Raw genomic sequence first — 22306 nt, 5'->3', positions numbered from 1 at the left:
TAATTTGTTTTTCAATTAAAAGTAAATGCGTAGTCAATCTTTCATATTTACCCTTATTAAAATAAATTTATCAAATTTTCATGAATTAGTATATCTTTTTTTTCAACCTTAAAAATTAAAACCCCGTATATCTGTTATGATATCGGGGTTTTTAGTAGTATAGCTTATTTAATATCAACGATTTTTACGTTGATTTCTCCACCATTTGGAAGAGGTACACGAACTTCATCGTTTAAACCTTTACCAATAAGGTTTTTAGCCATAGGTGATTCGTTTGAAATCTTCCCATTAAATGCGTCAGCCTCAGCTGAACCAACAATTTGATAACTTTCTTCTTCTTCTCCTGGTAATTCAACGAATGTAACAGTTTTACCAATTTGTACAACATTGTTATCGCCTGTATCTTCGATAATCAAGGCATTTCTAATCATATTTTCAATACGCTGAATATCTTGTTCGATAAAACCTTGCTCATCTTTAGCAGCATCGTACTCTGAGTTCTCAGATAAGTCACCAAATGAACGAGCAACTTTAATTTTTTCAACAACTTCTGGTCGTTTTACAGTTTTTAACTCTTCTAGTTCATGTTCTAATTTCTCATAACCTTCTTGAGTCATTGGATATTGCTTTTGATTTTCCATAATGTCATCTTCCTTTACTATAAAATTACTATTGTTTGCTTACTAATGTCTGGATTTTAGTTGTCATTATGTCGATTGCGACTTTATTACTGCCACCCTCTGGGATAATGATATCGGCATACTTCTTAGTTGGTTCAATAAATTGATTGTGCATTGGTCGCACTACATTTAGATATTGATTAACTACCGATTCCATCGTACGCCCACGTTCTTCTGTGTCACGTAGTAAACGTCGTAATATTCTTAAGTCAGCATCTGTGTCAACATATATTTTAACGTCCATTAAGTCTCTTAATGTTTTATTTTCCAGTGCAAATATACCTTCTACGATAATAACATCTTTTGGTTCAAATGCAATCGTTTCATCGCTTCTTGTATGGTTCTTATAATCATATGTAGGTACTTCGACAACTTTGTCATTTCTTAAATCATTCAAATTTGCTATTAATAAATCATTATCAAATGCAAATGGATGATCATAGTTTGTTTCTAATCGCTCTTCAAAAGATAAATGCGATTGGTCTTTATAGTAATAGTCTTGAGCTAAAAGTGCAACACTATGACCTTCTAAGTTTTTCATAATCTCATCAGTAACCGTTGTTTTCCCAGAGCCTGAGCCACCAGCAATTCCTATTATGGTCGTACTTTTCATTATCCAATTTCCTTTCTTATCATGTTGTTAGCATAAAGAGGTTTTGCGACTTTTATTTGAATAATTTGAAGTGGATGACGAGCTGCATCTAATTCATTACCTTCTTCATCATAAATATGCTCAACCACTTGTTTAAATGTACCGATTTCTGGACCGAAAAATTCAATTTCTTCTCCAGGTTTAAATTTATTACGTTGTTGAATAGTAGCAAGTTTTGTAGTTTCATCATAGTCTAATACCAATCCACAAAAATCATAAGCTGATTGATTTTTTTCACCTACTGAACCAAACATCTGTTCTTTATAACCTGGTGTTCCTTCAAAAAAGGCCGGCGCTGTTGCTCTATTTGCACATTTGTTTAATTCAATCAACCAATTTGGATTAATTGTAAAGTTATCCGGGTCGGCAGCATATGCATCGATTACTTTTCGATATACCGAAACGACTGTAGCAATGTAATGTATTGATTTCATTCTACCTTCAATTTTAAGAGAATCGATGCCAATATCCATCATATTGGGTATGGATTCTATCAATTTCAAATCTTTCGGACTCATTGCAAATGGCGTTACATCATCTTCACTATATACTAAATCTAACTCTCCATCGTCATCTACAGCTAATAAATCGTAATCCCAACGGCAACTTTGACAACAACCACCACGGTTTGAATCACGAGCCGTCATGTGATTACTTAACGTACATCTACCAGAGTATGCTATACACATTGCACCATGGATAAAAGCTTCTATCTCAATATCGACTTTTTCTTTCATTTCTTGCATTTCCATAGCGCCAGTTTCTCGAGCTAGAACTACACGATCTAAACCTTCTTCTTTCCAAAATTCAACGGCTTTATAATTTGATAGTGATTGTTGTGTTGATAAATGAATTTCTAGCGAAGGTGCCACTTTTTTACAAGTTTCTATAATTAAAGGATCTGCTACGATAATTCCTGTTACACCTGTTGCTTCAAGGTCTTGTAAATATTGGTCTAAACCTTCTATGTTTTCGTCATGAGCAATAATATTAGTTGTGATATATATTTTCGCACCGTATTTACGAGCAAAATTAACGCCCTCTTCAATTTCAGCCATAGTAAAATTACCAGCATTAGATCTCAAACCATATGCTTGTCCACCTAAAAAGACAGCATCTGCACCATAATGTACGGCTATTTTTAACTTTTCTAAATTTCCTGCCGGTGCAAGCAATTCAGGTTTTTTAATTTTAGGAGTCACTGAAGTATTTGCCTTTTCTAATATTTTCAATGATCTATGCCTCCTTTAATATACAGTTTGTTTGAATAAAAATCCTTCATCGAATGGACGATGCTCGGGTTGGATTGCTTCTATTGGATCTACGAGCATAAATTTCTCATCCTCGTAGGATTCTGGATCTTCATTAAATAAATCAATGGCTTCTCTATACTGTTCTGTACAAACATTAATATATTCTTCTGATTGTAAAATGCCGTCTATTTTAAAAGTATCTATACCTGCTTCTAATAATGCCTCTAATTCCTCTATTAAACAGATATCATTTGGCGACATAATATGGGTTCCATTGTAATCTTCAAATACTGGATATTGATTATTACGTTCTTCATCATATAGTAGCAATTGGTTAGACATAACGTTACGTTCTATTTTCATTTGACGTTGTTGGAATGTATAGTAATTACCTAACAACATACGTTTGGACTGAAACATACAAGTCATACCATGTACCTGTACTTCAAGTTCCACATTAACGGCTTGCTTAATGTTTAATATTTCATCTAAACTTAATTCTCGAGCCAACACTGCCCTTTTAGCACCTTTGTCGCCCCAGTAATTACATTGGAAATAATTAGTAACTAAAGCTTCTGCATCCCAATTTAAAGGGATAGGTTTTTTATGTTGTTTGACGTACATCACTACAGCAGGGTCACCAAAAATAATTCTATCTACTTTCAATTCATGTAAAAATGAAATATAGTCCTCAAGCGCATTTAAATGATAATTATGAAAAATACCATTAACTGCTACGTAAACTTTTTTATCATGGCTATGTATTAATTCGACTGCTTCTTTCAAAGAAGATCGATCAAATTCGCCAGCAAGTCTCAAGCCAAATTTTTGTTCACCGATGACAAAAGCGTCTGCACCTTTTTCTATTAAAGTTGCTATATGTGAGACGGACTTGGGTGTAACTAATAATTCAGTCATACTTACTCTCCTTTAATTGAAATAGCTAAGCCATCATCAATATTTAAAAAATTTGTAGTAAATGCTTCATTGTTAATTAACCATTCATTATATTTTTGTATTTTTTTAACCATTTGTCTAACGTTTCGATTTCTAACTACGTCAATATCAGCTACAAAATCATGATATAAGATATTGTCTGTAATTACGACACCATGGTTTTTTAACAATGGTGTGTATAACTCAAAAAATTTCTGAGTTTGCGCTTTAGCAGCATCGATAAAAATCATATCAAATGATTGATTTTCAACAGCTGCGAATTGCTCTAGTGCATCACCTTTAATTAAATGAATTTGCTTTTGAAAGTTATAATGTTCAAAGTTTTGGATAGCTTGTTGTTGCATGCGTTCGTTTCTTTCAATTGTGGTTACTTGAATTTGAGGATCAATAGAAGCAAATTGCATCGAACTATAACCAATAGCAGTACCTATTTCTAAGATTTTAGTAGGCTTATGTATTCTAATTATTTGTTTAATCATCTCAAGTGTCATTCGATCAACGATTGGCACACTATTTTTTTCTGCAAACGTCCTTAAATTCTCAATATTAATTGAATTATGGTTGAGCAAATTTAATAAATAAGTTTGATTTTTTTCCAAATTGTAACTTCCTTTATATTAACTTAAAACATTTGAATAACGATTTTAATATTATAACTAATTAAGATGTTAGGCATGTTTTATAGTTTTGATGAATCAGTGATAAATATAAATTAACTTTAAATATTCTATCATATTTTAATAAGAAAGATAAGATTGAATAGACTTTAATAGTATTTCTATTTTAATGTTTAAACAAAAAAATTGATAGATGCGGTTAATTATAAAAAAAGAATAAATTCTATTATGTAAAAATAGAATTTATTCTTTAAAGCGTTAATTATTCATGATCATGGTCGTGATCGTGTTCATCGTCCATTTCAGTATTAACTACTTCCTCAATCATATCCCATTCTTCATCAGTTTCAACTGGTAAGAACTTACCACCTTCACCGTTTTCGTCTGGGTCATTAATCATTGGGACTAATTCAACTAAATCATCGTCATCAGCTTCTGCACCTTCTTCGGCTAAGATGACATATTCTTTTTTAAATTCAGGATGATAGAATTCTAAAACTTTGCGATAAAGAACTTCATTTCCTTCTTCGTCATAAAGAGTTAATAACTCTTCCTCATTATTAATTTGTAACTCTGCATTGTTATGTTCTGTCATCGTAAATTTCTCCTTTTTATTGAATTGAATCCAAGTAACCTTGCAAGATGAAAACTGCGGCCATCTTGTCTATAACTTTTTTTCTTTTTTGTCTAGATACATCAGCTTCGAGTAAGGAACGTTCTGCAGCCATTGTGCTAAGACGTTCATCCCACATAATTATTTCAAGTGAAGGTAATGCTTCAAGAAGCTGTTCTTTGTATTGTAACGAAGCTTCCCCTCGAAAGCCAATAGAATTATTCATATTTTTTGGTAATCCGATTACAACTGTACCAACATTTTCTTTTTTTACTATTTGGACAAGCTTATCAATACCAAGCTCATTTTCGTTTTCATTTATTCGGAGTGTGTCTAGGCCTTGCGCAGTCCAACCCATTAAATCACTTATAGCGATACCGACAGTTTTACTTCCTACATCAAGACCTAATATTTTATTAGTTAACATATTTATTCTTTCTTACTATCATGAAGATAATTTGACACTAATTCTTCCATAATGTCATCTCTATCTATATGTCTAATTTGATTTCTTGCGTCATTATGTCTTGGTATATATGCAGGGTCACCAGATAGTAGGTAGCCTACAATTTGATTAACTGGGTTATAGCCACGTTCTTCTAAAGTATTATAAACATTCAATAATATTGTTCTAACATCTTTTTTAGGAATTTCATCGTAACTAAATTTCATCGTTTTATCTAAGTTTTCCACGTCCAACACTCCTTCAAATATAGTAAAAATTATACAACACTATTTTAACTCACTCTATCTTCCAGTTACAGTGATTTAATGTAATTTTTAATAAAACGTAATGATTCTGTGATATTCTCAGGTTGTGTGCCGCCACCTTGAGCCATATCAGGACGGCCGCCACCTTTACCACCAACTACTGGGGCCATTTCTTTAATAATATTTCCAGCTTTTACTTTATCAGTTAATGATTTTGGTACCGTAGCGATAAGTGATACTTTATCGCCCACCTTGCTCACTAAAATAATAACAGTATCTTGTAATTTTGATTTGAAATCATCCATCGTTTCGCGGATTGCATTAGCGTTATCTACTTCTACCTCAGTGGCTAATACGTTTAAACCATTAATTACTTCAACTTGATCCTTAATGTCTCCCATTTTCAATGCCGTAATTTCTTTACTACGTTGTTCTAGCTGTCTGTGTAGTGATTTCTCATCATTTTGCATTTGTACGACTTTATCTAAAACTTGATCATCATCTTTTACTTTAATTTGTTTTTTCAATTGTTTGAAATGATTTTGAATTGATTCTAAGTATAGTAATGCTGATTTACCAGTTAATGCTTCAATTCTACGTACACCAGCACCTGTACCTGATTCACTTACAATTTTAAATAATCCAATTTCTGATGTATTGTTTACGTGTATACCACCACATAATTCTATTGAGAACGGTGCCATATCAACAACTCTTACCATATCACTGTATTTTTCACCAAATAATGCCATAGCGCCCATTTTTTTAGCTTCGTCAATTGGCATTTCTTTAATAGAAACTGAAATATTGTTCCAAATTTCTTCATTTACTCGACGTTCAACAATTTCGATTTCTTCTTCAGATAGTGGACCGAAATGTGAAAAGTCAAAACGTAATCTATCTGGTTCTACTAATGAACCTGCTTGATTAACATGATCGCCTAAAATTTCTTTTAATGCTGCATGTAATAGGTGCGTTGCACTGTGATTTTTCTTAATGGATTGACGTTCGTTGTGATTTACTTCAGCAGTAACTTCAGCTCCAGTAGTCACTCTACCAAATTGTACTTTTCCTGTGTGTAAGTTTTGACCGTTTGGTGCTTTAGTTACTTCTTCTACATAAATTTCAAAACTATCATTACTTATCGTACCTTTATCGGCAACTTGTCCACCACTAACAGCATAGAAAGGTGTTTCTTTTAATATAAGACTAATTTCATCACCAGCTTCAACTGTATTAACGAGTTCGCCATTTTTAATAATGTCAGTTATTGTAGAATTAGCTGTCATTCGTTCATAGCCAACAAACGTGCTGTCAGTATTAATTTGTTTTAAAACATCACTTTGGATTTGCATAGATTGTCCACTTTGACGTGCTTGACGCGCACGATCTCTTTGTTTTTGCATTTCCACACCAAAAGTTTCCATATCTATTGACAGTCCTTCTTGTTGAGCAAATTCTTCAGTTAACTCAATTGGAAAGCCATAAGTATCGTATAGTTTGAATGCATCTTCACCATTAATCGTTTTGTCGCCATCTTTAGCTTTTTTCACAAGCGTACTTAAGATTGATAAACCTTCTTGTAAAGTTTCGTGGAATCTATCTTCTTCGGATTTAATTACACGTTGAATAAATTGCGCTTTCTCTTTTACGTTTGGATAGTACGGTTCCATAATTTCAGCAACAATATTTACTAATTTGTATAAGAAGGGCTCATTAATATCTAATGATTGACTGAAACGTACGGCTCTTCGTAGTAATCTACGTAAAACATAACCACGGCCTTCATTAGCAGGTAATGCGCCATCAGCAATAGCAAATGAAATTGTTCTAATATGATCTGATATAACTTTAAACGCGACATCGTATTCATTATTAGTTAAATATTTCTTACCAGAAATTTTTTCAACTTCTTCAATAATTGGCATAAATAAATCTGTTTCATAGTTCGTACGTACATCTTGCGCCACTGATGCCATTCTTTCAAGACCCATGCCCGTATCAATATTTTTATTAGGAAGTGGCGTATAAGTATGATCCTTATTATGGTTAAATTCACTAAATACTAAGTTCCATACTTCTAAATAACGTTCGTTTTCACCGCCAGGATACATTTCTTCTGCTGGGTCATCGTGACCATATTCATCACCACGATCATAGAATATTTCAGTATTAGGACCTGAAGGGCCTTCACCAATATCCCAAAAATTACCTTCTATACGAATAATACGACTTTCTTCGAGACCAATATCCTCATGCCATAATTTATAAGCTTCAGCATCTTCAGGGTGGATTGTGACGTATAATTTACTTGGATCCATGCCCATCCATTTATCGCTAGTTAAAAATTCCCAAGCATATTCTATTGCTTCTTTTTTAAAATAGTCACCGATTGAAAAGTTACCTAACATTTCAAAAAATGTATGATGACGAGCTGTAAAACCAACATTTTCGATATCATTTGTACGAATGGCTTTTTGTGAGTTCACAATTCTAGGTTTTTTTGGTGTTTCTCGTCCATCGAAATATTTTTTTAAAGTGGCTACACCTGAGTTAATCCATAATAATGAATCGTCATCAATAGGTACTAATGGGGCAGAAGGTTCAACCATGTGTCCCTTTTCTACAAAGAAATCAATAAACCCTTGTCTAATTTCACTCGCTTTTAATTTTTTCATAAACAATCCTCCAATTTAATACATACATTATTAAAAATTAATTTTGCGCACAAAAAAAGTTCATCCTCTATATAAGGGACGAACAATTCGCGGTACCACCCTAGTTATAAACAGTAACGTTAGCATTTAGAGCACTTAACTTGTTTATCACTCAATAAAGTCGTTATTAATAATGATTCGAAGTAGCGTTCAATAACTTGCGCTGCACTTTTCACCAACCAGTACATCTCTAATCGTCCCAAGTTATTTACTCATCTTCATTGTAAACTTTAAATTCATTGTATTTATTTTCTAGCTCTGTGTCAATCATTTACGAAATCGTATGGCGACATTTCCCCCATATTTATCATAGGATCTATTTTATAAATAGTTGATTCAGTCAATTCGATGGAAATATCCAAACTATTATCAACTTGTTCATTGTCGATATGAACATTGGTATCATCTGTATTAAAGTATGCTTTTAATAAAGTACAAAGTTGCGTCATTCTTGCTTGGCCATTCGTTTTTAATCCTAAATCAAAGGCTTGTGGATCACCTAAAAAGACTAAAGATTGTTTGGCTCTCGTTAAACCAGTATATAAGATAGGCTTCTGCAACATTCTATAATATTGTTTGACCATAGGCATTATGACAATCGGAAATTCAGAACCTTGAGATTTATGAATAGACGTGCAATATGCATGTGTAAGTTCCATTAAATCCTGTCTAGTAAAGGTAATTTCATTGCCTTCAAAATCTACAACTACGACATCTTTATCTAAAGCATTTTCTTTCGCCCAAAATATGCCAACTATAACGCCAATATCCCCATTAAAAATATTATCATTTGGACGATTGACCAGTTGTAAAACTTTATCGCCTTTACGAAACAGAACTTCTCCAAATTCGATTTCCCTTGTATCTTTATCCTTAGGATTCAAAATACCTTGCAATACTGAATTTAATTTTTTAATTCCTGCTGAGCCTTTATACATTGGTGCTAAAACTTGGATATCACTCATATCATACCCTTTTGAAACAGCACTATTAACTACTTTATCAACAACTTCTGGTATTTGGTCCGTAGAACAATTAATAAAGTTCCTATCATGAAAGCGTTGAGTAATATCGACAGCTTGATTTAATTTTATACGATGCGCTAATTCTATAATGCTAGAACCTTCTTGTTGACGATAAACTTCTGTTAAATTCACTCTCGGTATCACCTTAGAATCAATTAAATCTTTAAAAACTTGCCCGGGGCCCACAGATGGTAACTGATCCTCATCTCCAACCAAAATAACTTGAGCATCCATTGGAACAGCGCTCATAAATTGATGAAACAACCATGTATCTACCATTGACATTTCATCTATAATAATTAATTTCGCATTAATTTCATTATCTAAAATATCTTCAGGTTGCGTATCTTGATTCCATCCTATTAAGCGATGTATCGTCATCGCTTCAAGTTCTGTCGACTCAGATAACCTTTTAGAAGCTCGACCCGTTGGTGCTCCTAATACAATTGGATAATCATCTTCTTTATAATCATCATAATCTAACGATAAACCATGAATTTCAGCATATAATTCCACAATACCTTTAATAACGGTAGTTTTACCTGTACCAGGTCCTCCTGTTAATAGCATTACTTTAGAATTAATAACCGTTTGTAAAGCTTCTCTTTGTGACTCGGCATAACTGACATTGTTTTTATCTTCAATATCTCCTATTTCTAACAATAGTTCCGAAGTTTCTATATCTTTTAATTTTTTAGTATAGGTAAAATTACGATACAAATTTTGTACACTTTTTATTTCGGAATAATACAAACTTGGAATAGCAAACTGGTCTTCTTGTTGTATTAATTTAGTATCACTCACGAGTTGATCGATTTGGGCTTCGATTTGTTTTCTTTCTATCTCTTCAGCTGGTGGATTTGATAACATATCTTGAACACTATCTATTAAAAATTGACTTGGCAAATAAGTATGACCTTGTTTAATACACTCTTCTTCTAATAGATATAAAATACCTGCTTTTATACGCTCGTGATCGTTATATTGAATACCGATGTTTTTAGCTAATAGGTCAGCCTTGTTAAATCCTATACCTTTGACATCATACACGAGTTGATATGGTGTTTTTTCGACTATATTTAAAGTTTCGGCTAAATAAGTTTGATAAATATTCATGGCTAACTTAGGACCAAATCCTAAATCATGTAACCTAATGATTATTCGTTCAGTTTCTTGATTGCTCGCGATTTGTTCGGCAATCTGTTGTTGCTTTTTCTTAGGTAAACCAGGCACTTTTTCCAGTACTGTAGCATCATTTAAAATATCTGAAATCGTATTTTCACCTAAGGCGTTTACAATATTTTGAGCGGTCTTTTTACCAATTCCTTTAAATAGATCACTAGAAAGATAACTGACGATGGCCTCTTTTGTTTGTGGCAATTCTTTTTCGAATGTTTCGGCCTTTAGTTGTTTTCCATATTTAGGATGGGTAGCAACTTGTCCTTTGAAAGTATATACATCACCTTCAACCACTTCAGGGAAAAATCCTACAACTGTCGGCATACTATCAAAGGTTTCATTTGATTCAATTGTATCAACTTTTAACACGGTGTAAAAGTTATCTTTGTTTTGAAATAGTATTGCGTCAACCGTGCCTTTAACCATTGAATAGTTAAACAGTGTAGAATCGGTCATGTTGTTACTCCTCCTCTTGAATTGACTTAAATGTTGCTATTGCATGTTGACTCATATGATGTTCCGGATTAATCGATATCGCCTTATTAAAGTAATACAAAGCATCATCAACATTTTCAGTACTCATATAAGTAGCTAAACCTAAGTTATAAAGCCCATCAACGTGTTCTTTATCTAATGTGAGTAAGTAATTTAGCTGTTCAATTGCTTGCTCATACATTTCTAGATGACACAACACTAGACCATACTGAAATTGAACTTCAATATCATTACGGTCATCCGCTTCAGCTGCAGTCATAAAAAATGGCATTGCTTGTTTGAAGGATTCTAATTGATTAAATGACATACCTATCATGTAATTCGCGTCTATTTTATCTACTAAGCCATCCTTAGCATGTTGTAATGCCGTTTGGTATAACTTTATCGCTTCATTTAAACGTCCTTCATTATAATAAACGTTTGCTAAATTATAATATACGGCCCCATTTTCAGCGTCTATTGTTAAGGCCTTTTGGAAAAACGTTTCGGCGTGTTCAATTTCACCAGCTTCTGCAATTAATATACCTGCATTTATGTAATTTTCTATTTCTTGAGGGTTATTTTCAATGTTATCAAATAAAGCCTGTAACGCCTTATCATTTTGTCCTTGTTTAATATATTCATAAATTTGTTCTTGTTTCATGGTAAATACCTCATTTCTAATAGCTTAGTATAACACTTTAATGTGGTACTGATATAGTTTTTAACAAAAAAGAGAATGAAAAATAATATGTTGTTAGCCGGTTAATAAATGTATTTTTCATACATAGATTGACTAATTTTAGTGAACAATATATATAACGTTAGAATATATTTTAACGAACACTTATGGCTACCAATCATTTACTTCTCAATCTCTATATTAAAATCTTATTTATACTACATAACTTAATTGACCAGACGTTTTGTACACGTCATCAATAGTTGCACCACCTAAACAAACTTCCCCATCATAAAATACGACTGCTTGACCTGGCGTAATTGCGCGTACAGGAACATCAAAACTAACACGAATAGCATTATCTGCTTCTTTCTGTACAAATACTTTTGTATCTTTTTGACGATATCTAAATTTAGCGGTACATTCAAAACCATTTGTTAAATCTACGTCATTAACAAATGAAATATCTGAGGCAATAAGATAATCGCTATACAAGGCATCGTGGTCAAAACCTTGTTCTACGTATAGTACATTGTCGTCTAGATTTTTACCAACAACGAACCATGGATCTCCGTCTCCACCAATTCCTAAGCCGTGGCGTTGTCCAATCGTATAATACATGAGGCCACCATGTTCACCTTTAACTTCACCATTTAACGTAAGCATTTTACCAGATTGTGCTGGTAAATATTGTGATAAAAATGTTTTGAAATTTCTTTCTCCAATAAAACAAATACCGGTAGAATCTTTTTTCTTGGCAGTAGCTAAATTTTGTTCTTCTGCTATTTTTCTAACTTCTTTTTTATCTATATCTCCTATAGGGAACATCACTTTTGATAATTGCTCTTGAGATAATTGATTTAAGAAATAAGTTTGATCTTTGTTGTTATCTACGCCACGTAACATTTCTACTTGCCCATCATCGTGTCGTTTAATACGAGCGTAATGACCTGTTGCAACATAGTCAGCACCTAGCTTAAGTGCATGTTCTAAGAAAGCTTTAAATTTAATTTCTTTATTACACATTACATCTGGATTAGGTGTTCTACCTTTTTTATATTCATCGAGGAAATATGTGAATACTTTATCCCAGTATTGTTGTTCAAAATTAACTGCATAATATGGTATACCGATTTGGTTACACACAGCTATAACATCATTATAATCTTCAGTTGCAGTACATACACCATTTTCATCAGTGTCGTCCCAATTCTTCATAAATATACCTATAACATTGTAACCTTGCTCTTTTAATATGTGAGCCGTAACAGAACTATCGACGCCACCTGACATGCCAACAACTACACGTGTATTTTCGTTGCCCAACTATTATTCCTCCTTAAATTTATGATAGATTTTGTGAATTTCCATTGCTATATATTTAATTTCTGCCTCTGTATTTAACTCATTAAAACTAAACCTTACAGAATGTTTAGCTCTATCCCCGTCATCATACATAGCCGCTAACACGTGGGATGGTGTGGTTGAACCTGCAGTACATGCTGAGCCTGAAGAAACATAAATATTAGATAAATCTAATAGTGTGAGCATCGTCTCGACATCGATAAATGGGATATATATATTTACGACGTGACCTGTAGTATCTATCATTGAACCATTAACTTCAAATGGTATAGACCTCTCTTGAAGTTTCACTAAAAATAAATTTTTTAAAGACATTAAATGAATATTATTGTCGTCTAAATTCTCAGTAGCCAGTCTTAGTGCTTCCGTAAGTCCAACAATTTGAGGTATATTTTCGGTGCCAGCACGACGTTTAGTTTCCTGTTCTCCGCCAAGCTGCATATAGTTCATTAATGTGCCTTCTTTAACAAGTAGTAAGCCAACACCTTTAGGCCCACCAAATTTATGAGCTGTAATACTCATTGCATCGATACTAAATTCATTAAAATCTATGTCTAGATGTCCGATTGCTTGCACAGCGTCTACATGAAATAGCGCGTTGGATTGCTTTACTATATCATCTATATCATACATAGGTTGTACTGTTCCAACTTCATTATTAACAAACATGATTGATACTAAAATGGTCTCATCATTAATCGCATTTTTCAATTGGTCAATGTCGATAATACCTTGTTCGTCTACATCAAGGTAAGTCACTGTAAATCCTTCGTCCTCAAGTTGTTCAAAGACATGTAACACAGAATGATGTTCGATTTTGGATGTAATAAGGTGCTTACCTTTATGTTGATGTTTATAAGCAATTCCTTTTATGGCCATATTGTTAGATTCAGTTGCGCCACTTGTAAAAATCACTTCATTCGTTTTTGCACCTAACATTTGGGCGATAGCTCGACGTGATTCATCCAAATATTTACGCGCATCTCTCCCAATACTATGCATTGAAGATGGATTTCCATAATGTGAAGTATAGATTTCCATCATCTTATCAATCACTGGCTGTTTAATTGGTGTAGTTGCAGCATTATCTGCATAAACTTCCATGACTTTTCGACACTCCTCACAATTTTATCAATGGTCCAATGATAGCACCATGTTTATAATTTTTCTAGTCGTCTGTTTTATAATGTCCAAATTCATCTATATCATTGAAATCTTCTATTAAAGATAATGTGCTATCTAAATCAACATCATTATTTGGTTGTGTTGCTGTATTTATTATTTTGCAATCTTTAATATACCAATGCGTCGCATCAAACTTACTTTTTAAATATTCATCATGTGTAATCAACAGTACTTGTCCACTAAAATCTTTTAGCATTTCCATAATAAGTTCTTGCGTGTGAATATCAAAATAATTAGTCGGTTCATCTAATATGAGTAAATGTGGTTGTGCAAAAAATAATAATACAAACTGTAGTCGACTTTTTTCTCCCATTGAAAGATGGCTAACTTTATCAAATATACTTTCATGTTTAAAGTTAAATGCATTAAGTATAGTTTGGGCGTTACTGCGTGTCATGTCTTTTATCGTCATTACCATTTCCATTGGTGTAGCATCATAATTCAAATTATTATTTTGTTGATCAAAATATGCAATATATAGGGACGGTGAAATAGTAATCGTACCGCTAGTAGGTTTAATACGTCCTTTTATTAATTCGACCAACAATGATTTACCACTGCCATTGGGCCCTGTTATTAAGACATTTTCGCCTTTTTTCATAATTATATCAACCTTATCAAAAATGAGTTGGTGCTGACTTTGATAACTTACTTGATGTAATTGAAAAAGATTTCTATTACTGAAATGTTGACCATTATTAAATTTCATTTGATCTAGATGGTCATTCATAGGTTTATTTATTGTTTCGTTTTCTATTTTATGCTGAGTTTGCGTTTCTTTAATTTTAGCTCGCTTAATTAGTTTACTTAATTTTTTCTGGCCAATTGGGTCTCTAACACTTGTCTTAGCATTGGAAGCATCGTGCCATTGTTTAATCCGTTGAATATTATTTTCTAATTGTTTAATTTGTTTTTGTTGCTTTACATAAACATTGTACTGTGACTTTAGTGTTAAATCTGTAATTTCTTTATAATGATCGTAATTACCCTCATATTTAGTAGTTGTTTCACTATTAACTTCGACGATATGTGTTGCTACGTGATTAATAAAAGTACGATGGTGCGAAATAACTATAATAGTTTGTGTTGATTTATTTATAAAATGACTCAAGTCATTTGTCATTTCACTGTCTAAATGATTGGTCGGTTCATCTAATAACAACAGTGGTTGTTGTGACAATATTGCCCTGATAATTGCTATTCTCGTTTGTTCTCCACCACTTAACTGTTCAATTTGCTTATATAATGCTTCTTCAGATATTTTAAATTGTTTAGCTTGAGTCACTATTTTTTGCTCAAATTCATATCCTTCAAGTTCTATATATTTAGACACAGCCTCTAAATCATATGCCATTTGCTCCTTAACTTGATAAATTTCAGGATATAATGAAATAACATAATCCATGGCAGTATATTTTTTATAGTTAGTCAAATCTTGCTCCATATAATAAGCATCATCGCTATAAAAATCGTATATCGCTTTTAATATAGATGTTTTACCGACGCCATTGTTACCTATTAAAGCAATATGCTCTCCCTTTTCTACTCTAATGTCTACGTCATTAACTAACACTTTACCGTATGCTTCAAATGGTTTTTGGGCATAATAAAAAGACATAACGTATTCCTCACCTTCATAGTGATATGCATGTCTTTATTATCATAATTAATATAAACTAAGTGATTTTAATTAAGCTTAGACAACGGCATATCTCATTTATTATTTATCATTGCTGCTTTAGTTACGAATTGTTTATGAGATTTATCCATTGTCTTAATAAGGCCACCTAACGTTAAAATTTACTATATTATAACAGTGAGCACTTTTTTACGCAAGTTATCATAAGGCTGTTATACTTTCAATTATTAGTTATTACTAAGGAGGATAAAAAATGACAGAAATAAAGTTATCCGCGTTAAATCTTGTTCCTATTAGAGAAGAACAGACAGATAAAGATGCTATCGCCGATATGGTTAAATTGGCACAAAATCTTGAGACATTAAATTTTGAAAGATATTGGATAGCTGAACATCATAACGCACCTAATTTAGTTAGTTCTGCCACGGCGTTGTTAATTCAACATACATTAGAACACACACAATCAATAAAAGTTGGCTCAGGTGGTATTATGTTACCTAACCACGCTCCATTAATTGTCGCTGAGCAATTTGGCACAATGGCCACAGTCTTTCCAAACCGTGTCGACCTAGGTTTAGGAAGAGCACCCGGTACTGACATGATGACTGCAAGCGCGTTACGTCGTGATCAGCATAATGGTGTATATGAATTTCCTGAAGAAGTAGAACAACTTGCGACATATTTTGGCCCTGCTAACCAGCAAGGTTATGTTCGTGCTTATCCAGCTGTAGACAAAAATGTACCACTTTATATATTAGGTTCTTCAACGGATTCGGCTCATTTAGCTGCACGTAAAGGGTTACCTTATGTATTCGCCGGCCATTTTGCACCGCAGCAAATGCATGATGCTATGGAAATATATAAATCTTTATTTGAAGCTTCGGATGTATTAGAGAAACCCTATATGATTGTTTGTCTAAATGCTATCGTTGCCGAAACTGATGCACAAGCAGAATACTTAGCCTCAACTCAAGCGCAAGTTATGGTTAGTATTACTCGTGGTAGAATGCAACCCGTACAACCACCAACTGATGATTTACAAGGACTATTAACACCAAGAGAATTTGAATTAGCTAAACAACGTATGTCACAATCCCTAATTGGTTCTGAAGAAACAGTAAAACAGAAGCTAAAATCATTTATTGCTGACAATGGGGGTATAGATGAATTAATGGCTATTAGTTATATTTATGACCAAGAAGCACAATTAGATTCATATAAAAAATTACACAAGTTAGTTGGAGAAATAAATAACGAAAATTAAAAAAAGCCTACAGCAAACTAAGTGCTGTAGGCTTTTTTATTATTTTTTATCTTTTTTATCTTTATTTTCGTCTTTATGGTCACTTTCGTTCTTGTCACCAGCTCCAGTGAATTTATCAATTTGTTCACTAGCATTTTTTGCTTTTTCGTTATCAGTATCTTTTAATTTATCTGATACGTTTTTAGCAGCTTCTTTAGCTTTGTCTAAGAAATTCTCTGCCATAATATTCGGCTCCTTTATTGTTTAGTGTCAATTGATTATTTTTTAAATTTATCAATTACGTCGTTAGCTTTATCTTTTGCATTTTCTACGACTTCTTTAGCTTTGCCTGAACCTTTATCTTTCTTGCCTTCTTTTTCAAGTTTTTCATCATCAGTAACATTACCTACTGTTTCTTTAACGTTACCTTTTGCCTGTTCAAATTTATTTTCATCAGCCATTATAAAAACCTCCTTAATGAGTTCGTATTACGTAAATACCACAATGATTAATTTATAAACATATTATTTGGATTTTTTAAATATAAAACATGTATCCTTCTAAATTATCTGTTTCTTTATATTCAGCTAAATATTTTAATGTAGTATTATCAAGCACATCTCTTACCGCATCACGCATTCTAATCCATAATTGCTTTTGAGCTGGCGGTTCAGATTCAATGCTCTCTACAAATGTAATCGGACCTTCTAAAAGACGAATAATGTCGCCGGCACTAATTTCTTCGGCAGGTACTCTTAATTGGTAACCACCCTTTGCACCACGTACACTACGTATTAATCCTGCATTTCTTAAAGGACCTACAAGTTGTTCTAAATATAAATCACTTAAATTATTTTCTTCGGCTATAGACTTTAATGATACACAGCCTTGCCCTTCTTTTTTAGCTAAGGAAATCATTAAAGTTAACCCATATCTTCCTTTAGTTGAAATTTTCATTATATAACCTCACTTAATCGAATACTTATATATTCCCATAGTATCATTTTTTGCGTTAATATAGAATTAGAAAGGTGTGAAGCAACGTGACTAATGAACCGTTAGCTGCAAGAATGCGTCCAGAAAATATAAATGAAATTATCTCTCAACAACATTTAGTTGGTCCTAGAGGCATTATCAGAAGAATGGTAGACACAAAACGCTTATCATCTATGATTTTTTATGGACCTCCAGGTATCGGAAAAACAAGTATTGCCAAAGCTATCGCTGGTAGTACCCAATATAATTTTAGACAGTTAAATGCGGTTTCTAATACAAAAAAAGATATGCAACTTATAGTCGAAGAAGCAAAAATGTCTGGCCAAGTCATTTTATTATTAGATGAAATTCATAGATTAGATAAGACGAAACAAGATTTTCTATTACCTCATCTAGAAAACGGAAAAATAGTATTAATTGGTGCTACTACATCTAATCCTTATCACGCAATCAATCCAGCGATACGTTCGAGAGCTCAAATTTTCGAATTGTATCCACTTACAGATGAAGATGTAAACTTAGCGCTTAAAAGAGCTTTAGAAGATGACGAAAGAGGACTGAAAAGTTATAATGTGCGAGTCGATGATGATGCAATGGAATATTTTTCCACTCAAAGTCAAGGAGACGTAAGAAGTGCTTTAAACGCTTTAGAATTAGCAGTACTTAGCTCTGACGTTAGTGATGAAGTACGCAATATTACGTTGCAAGACGCAAAAGATTGTTTACAAAGAGGTGCATTTTTAAGTGATAAAGATGGTGATATGCATTATGACGTTATGAGTGCATTTCAAAAGTCTATTCGTGGTAGTGACGTTAACGCAGCATTACACTATCTTGCACGTCTTATAGAAGCTGGAGATTTGCCTACGATAGCACGACGTTTACTTGTTATTAGTTTTGAAGACGTCGGATTAGCTTCACCTAATGCAGGTCAACGAACATTATCCGCCATTGATGCAGCAGAGAGACTTGGTTTTCCAGAGGCACGTATTCCGCTTAGTCAAGCTGTAATTGAATTATGCCTGTCACCCAAATCTAATTCTGCTATAACATCGATCGATAATGCGTTGTCTGATATTAGAAAAGGCCATGTTGGTCAAATTCCGGATCACTTAAAAGATGGACATTATGCTGGTGCTAAAGACCTAGGTAGAGCTATTGGTTATCAATATCCACATAGTCATGAAAGTGGTTTTATAGCACAACAATATTTACCTGATAAACTAAAAAATAAAATTTATTATAAACCTAAAACGACTTCAAAGTCTGAACAACAATTTAAATCTATTTATGACAATATTATTAAAGCACAACAACAAAACTTGAAATAATAAATAAGAACCGTTACTTGACTAAAAAGCTAGTAACGGTTCTTATTTATTATAATGCTATGCTTAACCTTTATCTTTAATTCTAGTAACTGGGATATCTTTTAATATATCATTTATTACATAACTGGCACATATTAAACCTACGACGCTAGGAACAAATGCATTAGACGAAGGAGGTATTTGTCCTTTTCTTGTTGGGGCATTTGCATCACCTACTGTTTCTTTAACATCTTCTCTAATAATAATTGGACTTTCATCAGAGAAAACTACCGGTATACCTTTCTTAATGCCCTTTTTCTTTAACTTTTGTCGAATTATTCTCGCCATGCGATCAGTATGCGTTTTAGAAATGTCTTCTATAGTAAAACGTGTTGGATCAGTTTTATTAGCCGCTCCCATGCTCGAAATAACTTTAATATCTCTATTTAAACATTGTTCCATCAAGTGTACTTTATACATAATAGTATCGCTAGCATCAATAAAATAATCAATATCGTATTGCTCAAATAATGCTTCGTAAGTATCTTCTGTGTAGAACATATGTAATGATGTCACCTTACAGTCAGGATTAATTAATTTAATGCGTTCTTCCATTAATGTGACTTTGCTTTGCCCTATAGTTGAAGTCAAAGCATGTAATTGACGATTTACATTTGTAATATCAACATCATCTTTATCAATAAGTATAATATGACCTATGTTAGTACGTGATAATGCTTCAGCAGCAAAGGATCCAACGCCACCAATTCCTAGTACTACAACGGTTTGTTCTTTTAATAAATCCAAACCCTCTTGACCATAAGCCAATTCATTTCTTGAAAATTGATGCTTCATAACAATACTCCTCTTTTTTATCTATTTTTAATAATTTAGATTATACATGAAATTCCTTAAAAATTTTACTCACATTTTAAAAGTAAACAAAAAAATACGCAAGACCTAAGTCTTGCGTACCGATAGAGACCGTAAATGCCGTAGTTATAAGTAGCTTGATCATTCGGCCTGCTATATACAGGTGGGTGCCCTGTTTCTAGTTTTGCAAGTCCTCCTTAAGAGGCGTTTGCGCTACAAGAAAACCTATTGGGCTCCCTTGATCAAAGAGTGTTAGGCCCAAATTAAAAAGCAAACATACGAACATTACAGATGACTATCTTATGGATATATCATACCACATTTTTTCGTATTAGCAAGAAATTAAACTCACAGATATTAATGTCTAATACGTAGTGATAATTCTTCAAGTTGATTTTCAGATACTTCACTTGGCGCATCAGTTAATAGACAAGTTGCAGATGCCGTTTTAGGAAATGCAATCGTATCTCTAAGATTTGTTCTATTAGTTAGTAACATGACTAATCTATCTAAACCAAGAGCAATACCTCCGTGTGGTGGAGCTCCATATTTAAATGCATCTAATAAGAATCCAAATTGTTCACGTGTTTGTTCTTCTGTAAAACCAAGAGCTTCAAACATTTTAGCTTGTAAGCCACCTTCATGAATTCTTATAGAACCTCCGCCAAGTTCATAGCCATTTAACACGATGTCATAAGCTTTAGCTTGTACTTTTTCAGGTTCTGAAGATAATCTTTCGATATGCTCATCTTTTGGTGCAGTGAATGGATGATGTGCAGCAACGTAACGTTTAGCATCTTCATCATATTCTAATAATGGCCAATCAGTTACCCATAGGAAGTTCAATTTACTTTCATCAATTAAACCTAACTCTTTAGCTAATTTAACACGTAATGCCCCTAAACTTTGCGCCACTACGCTTTGTGAATCTGCTACGAATAACACTAAATCACCTGCTTCAGCACCAGTTAAGTTTTGTAATGTCGTCACATGATTATCTTCAAAGAAACGTCCGATTGGTCCGCTAACGCCATCTTCTACGACTTTGACCCATGCTAAACCTTTAGCTCCATAAATATTTACAAATTCTGTTAAACCATCAATATCTTTACGTGTATACTGATCAGCAGCGCCTTTAGCAACAATAGCTTTAACTTGACCACCACTCTCAACTGCACTATTAAACACCTTGAAATCCATAACTTTTCCAAGTTCAGAGACATCGATTAATTCCATGTCGAAACGAGTATCTGGTTTATCCGAACCGAATCTTGTCATTGCTTCATCATATGTCATACGTGGGAATTGTCCATCTAAATCTATGTCTTTAACGTCTTTTACGACATTCTTCAACATTTCTTCGCCCATTTCAATCACGTCTTCTTGATCAACAAAACTCATTTCAATATCGATTTGTGTAAATTCAGGTTGTCTATCAGCTCGTAAGTCTTCGTCTCTGAAGCATTTAACGATTTGATAATATTTATCAAAGCCACTAATCATTAATAATTGTTTAAAAATTTGAGGCGATTGTGGTAATGCATAAAATTCCCCATCATGAACACGTGAAGGTACTAAGTAGTCACGCGCGCCTTCCGGTGTTGATTTAGTTAAAACTGGTGTTTCAATATCATAAAAACCTGCGCTATCTAGGTAGTTACGTACAGATTTTGTTGTTTGATGACGCATTTTAAATGTTTGAGCTAACTCTTGTCTTCTCAAGTCTAAATATCTATATTTTAAACGTATATTTTCATCAACATTTTGATTTTCTTCGTTTAATGAAAATGGTGGCGTTTCTGCTTTATTAATCACTGTAATTTCAGAAACCTGTACTTCAACTTGTCCAGTAGCAATTTTTGGGTTTACTGTTTCTGAATCTCTTTTCTTAACAATCCCTGTAACTTCTACAACGTATTCTGAACGAACTGATTCAGCTATTTGTAACGCTTCCTTAGAGAAAGAGGGATTAAAGACAATTTGTACATAACCTTCGCGGTCTCTTAAGTCAATAAAAATTAATCCACCTAAGTCTCTACGATTATGCACCCAACCTTTTAATGTAACTTCTTGATCTAATAATGATTCTGTAACTAGTCCACAGTAAGTTGTTCGTTTACTCATTTTATATTCTC

Annotated in this window: 21 protein-coding genes, 1 other RNA gene and 1 other annotated feature; of the genes, 2 read left to right on the top strand and 20 right to left on the bottom strand. The window is 33.2% G+C overall.

The genetic code is table 11. The features are described from left to right. Window positions 1-164 precede the first annotated feature (164 nt). The 14 genes from greA to sal form a co-directional block, all read right to left on the bottom strand. A complete protein-coding gene (gene greA, locus ISP02_RS05845) occupies window positions 165-641 on the bottom strand; it encodes a transcription elongation factor GreA (protein WP_195720649.1) in 477 nt (158 codons plus the stop codon). Window positions 642-669: 28 nt separating this feature from the next. Next, complete coding sequence (gene udk, locus ISP02_RS05840) at window positions 670-1293, bottom strand: uridine kinase (protein WP_195720648.1); 624 nt, start codon at window positions 1291-1293, stop codon at window positions 670-672. Then, window positions 1293-2564: a peptidase U32 family protein gene (locus ISP02_RS05835; RefSeq protein ID WP_195720647.1), complete on the bottom strand. Its 1272-nt coding sequence runs from the start codon at window positions 2562-2564 to the stop codon at window positions 1293-1295. The genes udk and ISP02_RS05835 overlap by 1 nt, the downstream gene beginning before the upstream one ends. Before the next feature lie 15 nt (window positions 2565-2579). Next, window positions 2580-3503, bottom strand: a complete 924-nt coding sequence (locus ISP02_RS05830; protein ID WP_195720646.1) for a peptidase U32 family protein — start codon at window positions 3501-3503, stop codon at window positions 2580-2582. A 2-nt stretch (window positions 3504-3505) separates the two neighbouring features. Beyond that, on the bottom strand, window positions 3506-4141 hold the full coding sequence (locus tag ISP02_RS05825) for an O-methyltransferase (RefSeq protein WP_195720645.1): 636 nt from the start codon (window positions 4139-4141) through the stop codon (window positions 3506-3508). Window positions 4142-4421: 280 nt separating this feature from the next. Continuing rightward, window positions 4422-4754 (bottom strand): DUF1292 domain-containing protein, encoded by a 333-nt coding sequence (locus tag ISP02_RS05820; protein ID WP_195720644.1) that lies wholly within the window; start codon window positions 4752-4754, stop codon window positions 4422-4424. Window positions 4755-4770: 16 nt separating this feature from the next. Continuing rightward, a complete protein-coding gene (gene ruvX / locus ISP02_RS05815) occupies window positions 4771-5199 on the bottom strand; it encodes a Holliday junction resolvase RuvX (RefSeq protein ID WP_195720643.1) in 429 nt (142 codons plus the stop codon). Between the two features lie 2 nt (window positions 5200-5201). Continuing rightward, a complete protein-coding gene (locus ISP02_RS05810) occupies window positions 5202-5465 on the bottom strand; it encodes an IreB family regulatory phosphoprotein (protein WP_195720642.1) in 264 nt (87 codons plus the stop codon). Between the two features lie 65 nt (window positions 5466-5530). Beyond that, window positions 5531-8161 carry an alanine--tRNA ligase gene (gene alaS / locus ISP02_RS05805; RefSeq protein ID WP_195720641.1) on the bottom strand — a complete coding sequence of 877 codons (2631 nt, stop codon included), beginning with the start codon at window positions 8159-8161 and terminating at the stop codon, window positions 5531-5533. A gap of 71 nt (window positions 8162-8232) precedes the next feature. Beyond that, window positions 8233-8434, bottom strand: a binding site (T-box leader). A 29-nt stretch (window positions 8435-8463) separates the two neighbouring features. Further along, entirely contained in the window at window positions 8464-10860 is a 2397-nt protein-coding gene (gene recD2, locus ISP02_RS05800) for an SF1B family DNA helicase RecD2 (RefSeq protein ID WP_195720640.1), read from the bottom strand. Between the two features lie 4 nt (window positions 10861-10864). Continuing rightward, a complete protein-coding gene (locus ISP02_RS05795; RefSeq protein ID WP_195720639.1) occupies window positions 10865-11542 on the bottom strand; it encodes a tetratricopeptide repeat protein in 678 nt (225 codons plus the stop codon). 231 nt (window positions 11543-11773) lie between these two features. Further along, window positions 11774-12886 (bottom strand): tRNA 2-thiouridine(34) synthase MnmA, encoded by a 1113-nt coding sequence (gene mnmA, locus ISP02_RS05790; RefSeq protein ID WP_195720638.1) that lies wholly within the window; start codon window positions 12884-12886, stop codon window positions 11774-11776. A gap of 3 nt (window positions 12887-12889) precedes the next feature. Beyond that, window positions 12890-14029: a cysteine desulfurase family protein gene (locus ISP02_RS05785; protein WP_195720637.1), complete on the bottom strand. Its 1140-nt coding sequence runs from the start codon at window positions 14027-14029 to the stop codon at window positions 12890-12892. Between the two features lie 64 nt (window positions 14030-14093). After that, window positions 14094-15728 carry a Sal family ABC-F type ribosomal protection protein gene (gene sal, locus ISP02_RS05780; RefSeq protein WP_195720636.1) on the bottom strand — a complete coding sequence of 545 codons (1635 nt, stop codon included), beginning with the start codon at window positions 15726-15728 and terminating at the stop codon, window positions 14094-14096. Window positions 15729-16002: 274 nt separating this feature from the next. Between sal and ISP02_RS05775 the strand changes: the two genes are divergently transcribed. Next, a complete protein-coding gene (locus tag ISP02_RS05775; RefSeq protein ID WP_195720635.1) occupies window positions 16003-17013 on the top strand; it encodes an LLM class flavin-dependent oxidoreductase in 1011 nt (336 codons plus the stop codon). Between the two features lie 39 nt (window positions 17014-17052). On the opposite strand, the gene ISP02_RS05770 is transcribed toward ISP02_RS05775, so the two are convergent. From ISP02_RS05770 to cymR, 3 genes are all read right to left on the bottom strand, one after another. Next, the gene (locus tag ISP02_RS05770; protein WP_195720634.1) at window positions 17053-17235 is read right to left on the bottom strand and encodes a hypothetical protein; all 183 of its coding nucleotides are present in this window, start codon (window positions 17233-17235) and stop codon (window positions 17053-17055) included. Between the two features lie 35 nt (window positions 17236-17270). Further along, window positions 17271-17453, bottom strand: coding sequence for a CsbD family protein (locus ISP02_RS05765; protein WP_195720633.1), 183 nt, complete (start codon window positions 17451-17453; stop codon window positions 17271-17273). Window positions 17454-17529: 76 nt separating this feature from the next. Further along, window positions 17530-17949, bottom strand: coding sequence for a cysteine metabolism transcriptional regulator CymR (cymR, locus tag ISP02_RS05760; RefSeq protein WP_195720632.1), 420 nt, complete (start codon window positions 17947-17949; stop codon window positions 17530-17532). 86 nt (window positions 17950-18035) lie between these two features. Between cymR and ISP02_RS05755 the strand changes: the two genes are divergently transcribed. Next, on the top strand, window positions 18036-19319 hold the full coding sequence (locus ISP02_RS05755; protein ID WP_195720631.1) for a replication-associated recombination protein A: 1284 nt from the start codon (window positions 18036-18038) through the stop codon (window positions 19317-19319). Window positions 19320-19382: 63 nt separating this feature from the next. Here ISP02_RS05755 and ISP02_RS05750 read toward each other — a convergent pair whose 3' ends face one another. The 3 genes from ISP02_RS05750 to aspS form a co-directional block, all read right to left on the bottom strand. After that, a complete protein-coding gene (locus ISP02_RS05750) occupies window positions 19383-20153 on the bottom strand; it encodes a tRNA threonylcarbamoyladenosine dehydratase (protein ID WP_195720630.1) in 771 nt (256 codons plus the stop codon). A gap of 122 nt (window positions 20154-20275) precedes the next feature. Continuing rightward, window positions 20276-20468, bottom strand: a non-coding RNA gene (gene ssrS / locus ISP02_RS05745) — 6S RNA. A 60-nt stretch (window positions 20469-20528) separates the two neighbouring features. Continuing rightward, complete coding sequence (gene aspS, locus ISP02_RS05740) at window positions 20529-22295, bottom strand: aspartate--tRNA ligase (protein ID WP_195720629.1); 1767 nt, start codon at window positions 22293-22295, stop codon at window positions 20529-20531. Between the last annotated feature and the right edge of the window lie 11 nt (window positions 22296-22306).

It is taken from the genome of Staphylococcus durrellii (assembly GCF_015594545.1).
Taxonomy (GTDB): Bacteria; Bacillota; Bacilli; order Staphylococcales; family Staphylococcaceae; genus Staphylococcus; species Staphylococcus durrellii.
The sequence above is the reverse complement of the archived record's forward strand: the minus strand, read 5'-3'. Positions and strand labels throughout refer to the sequence as shown.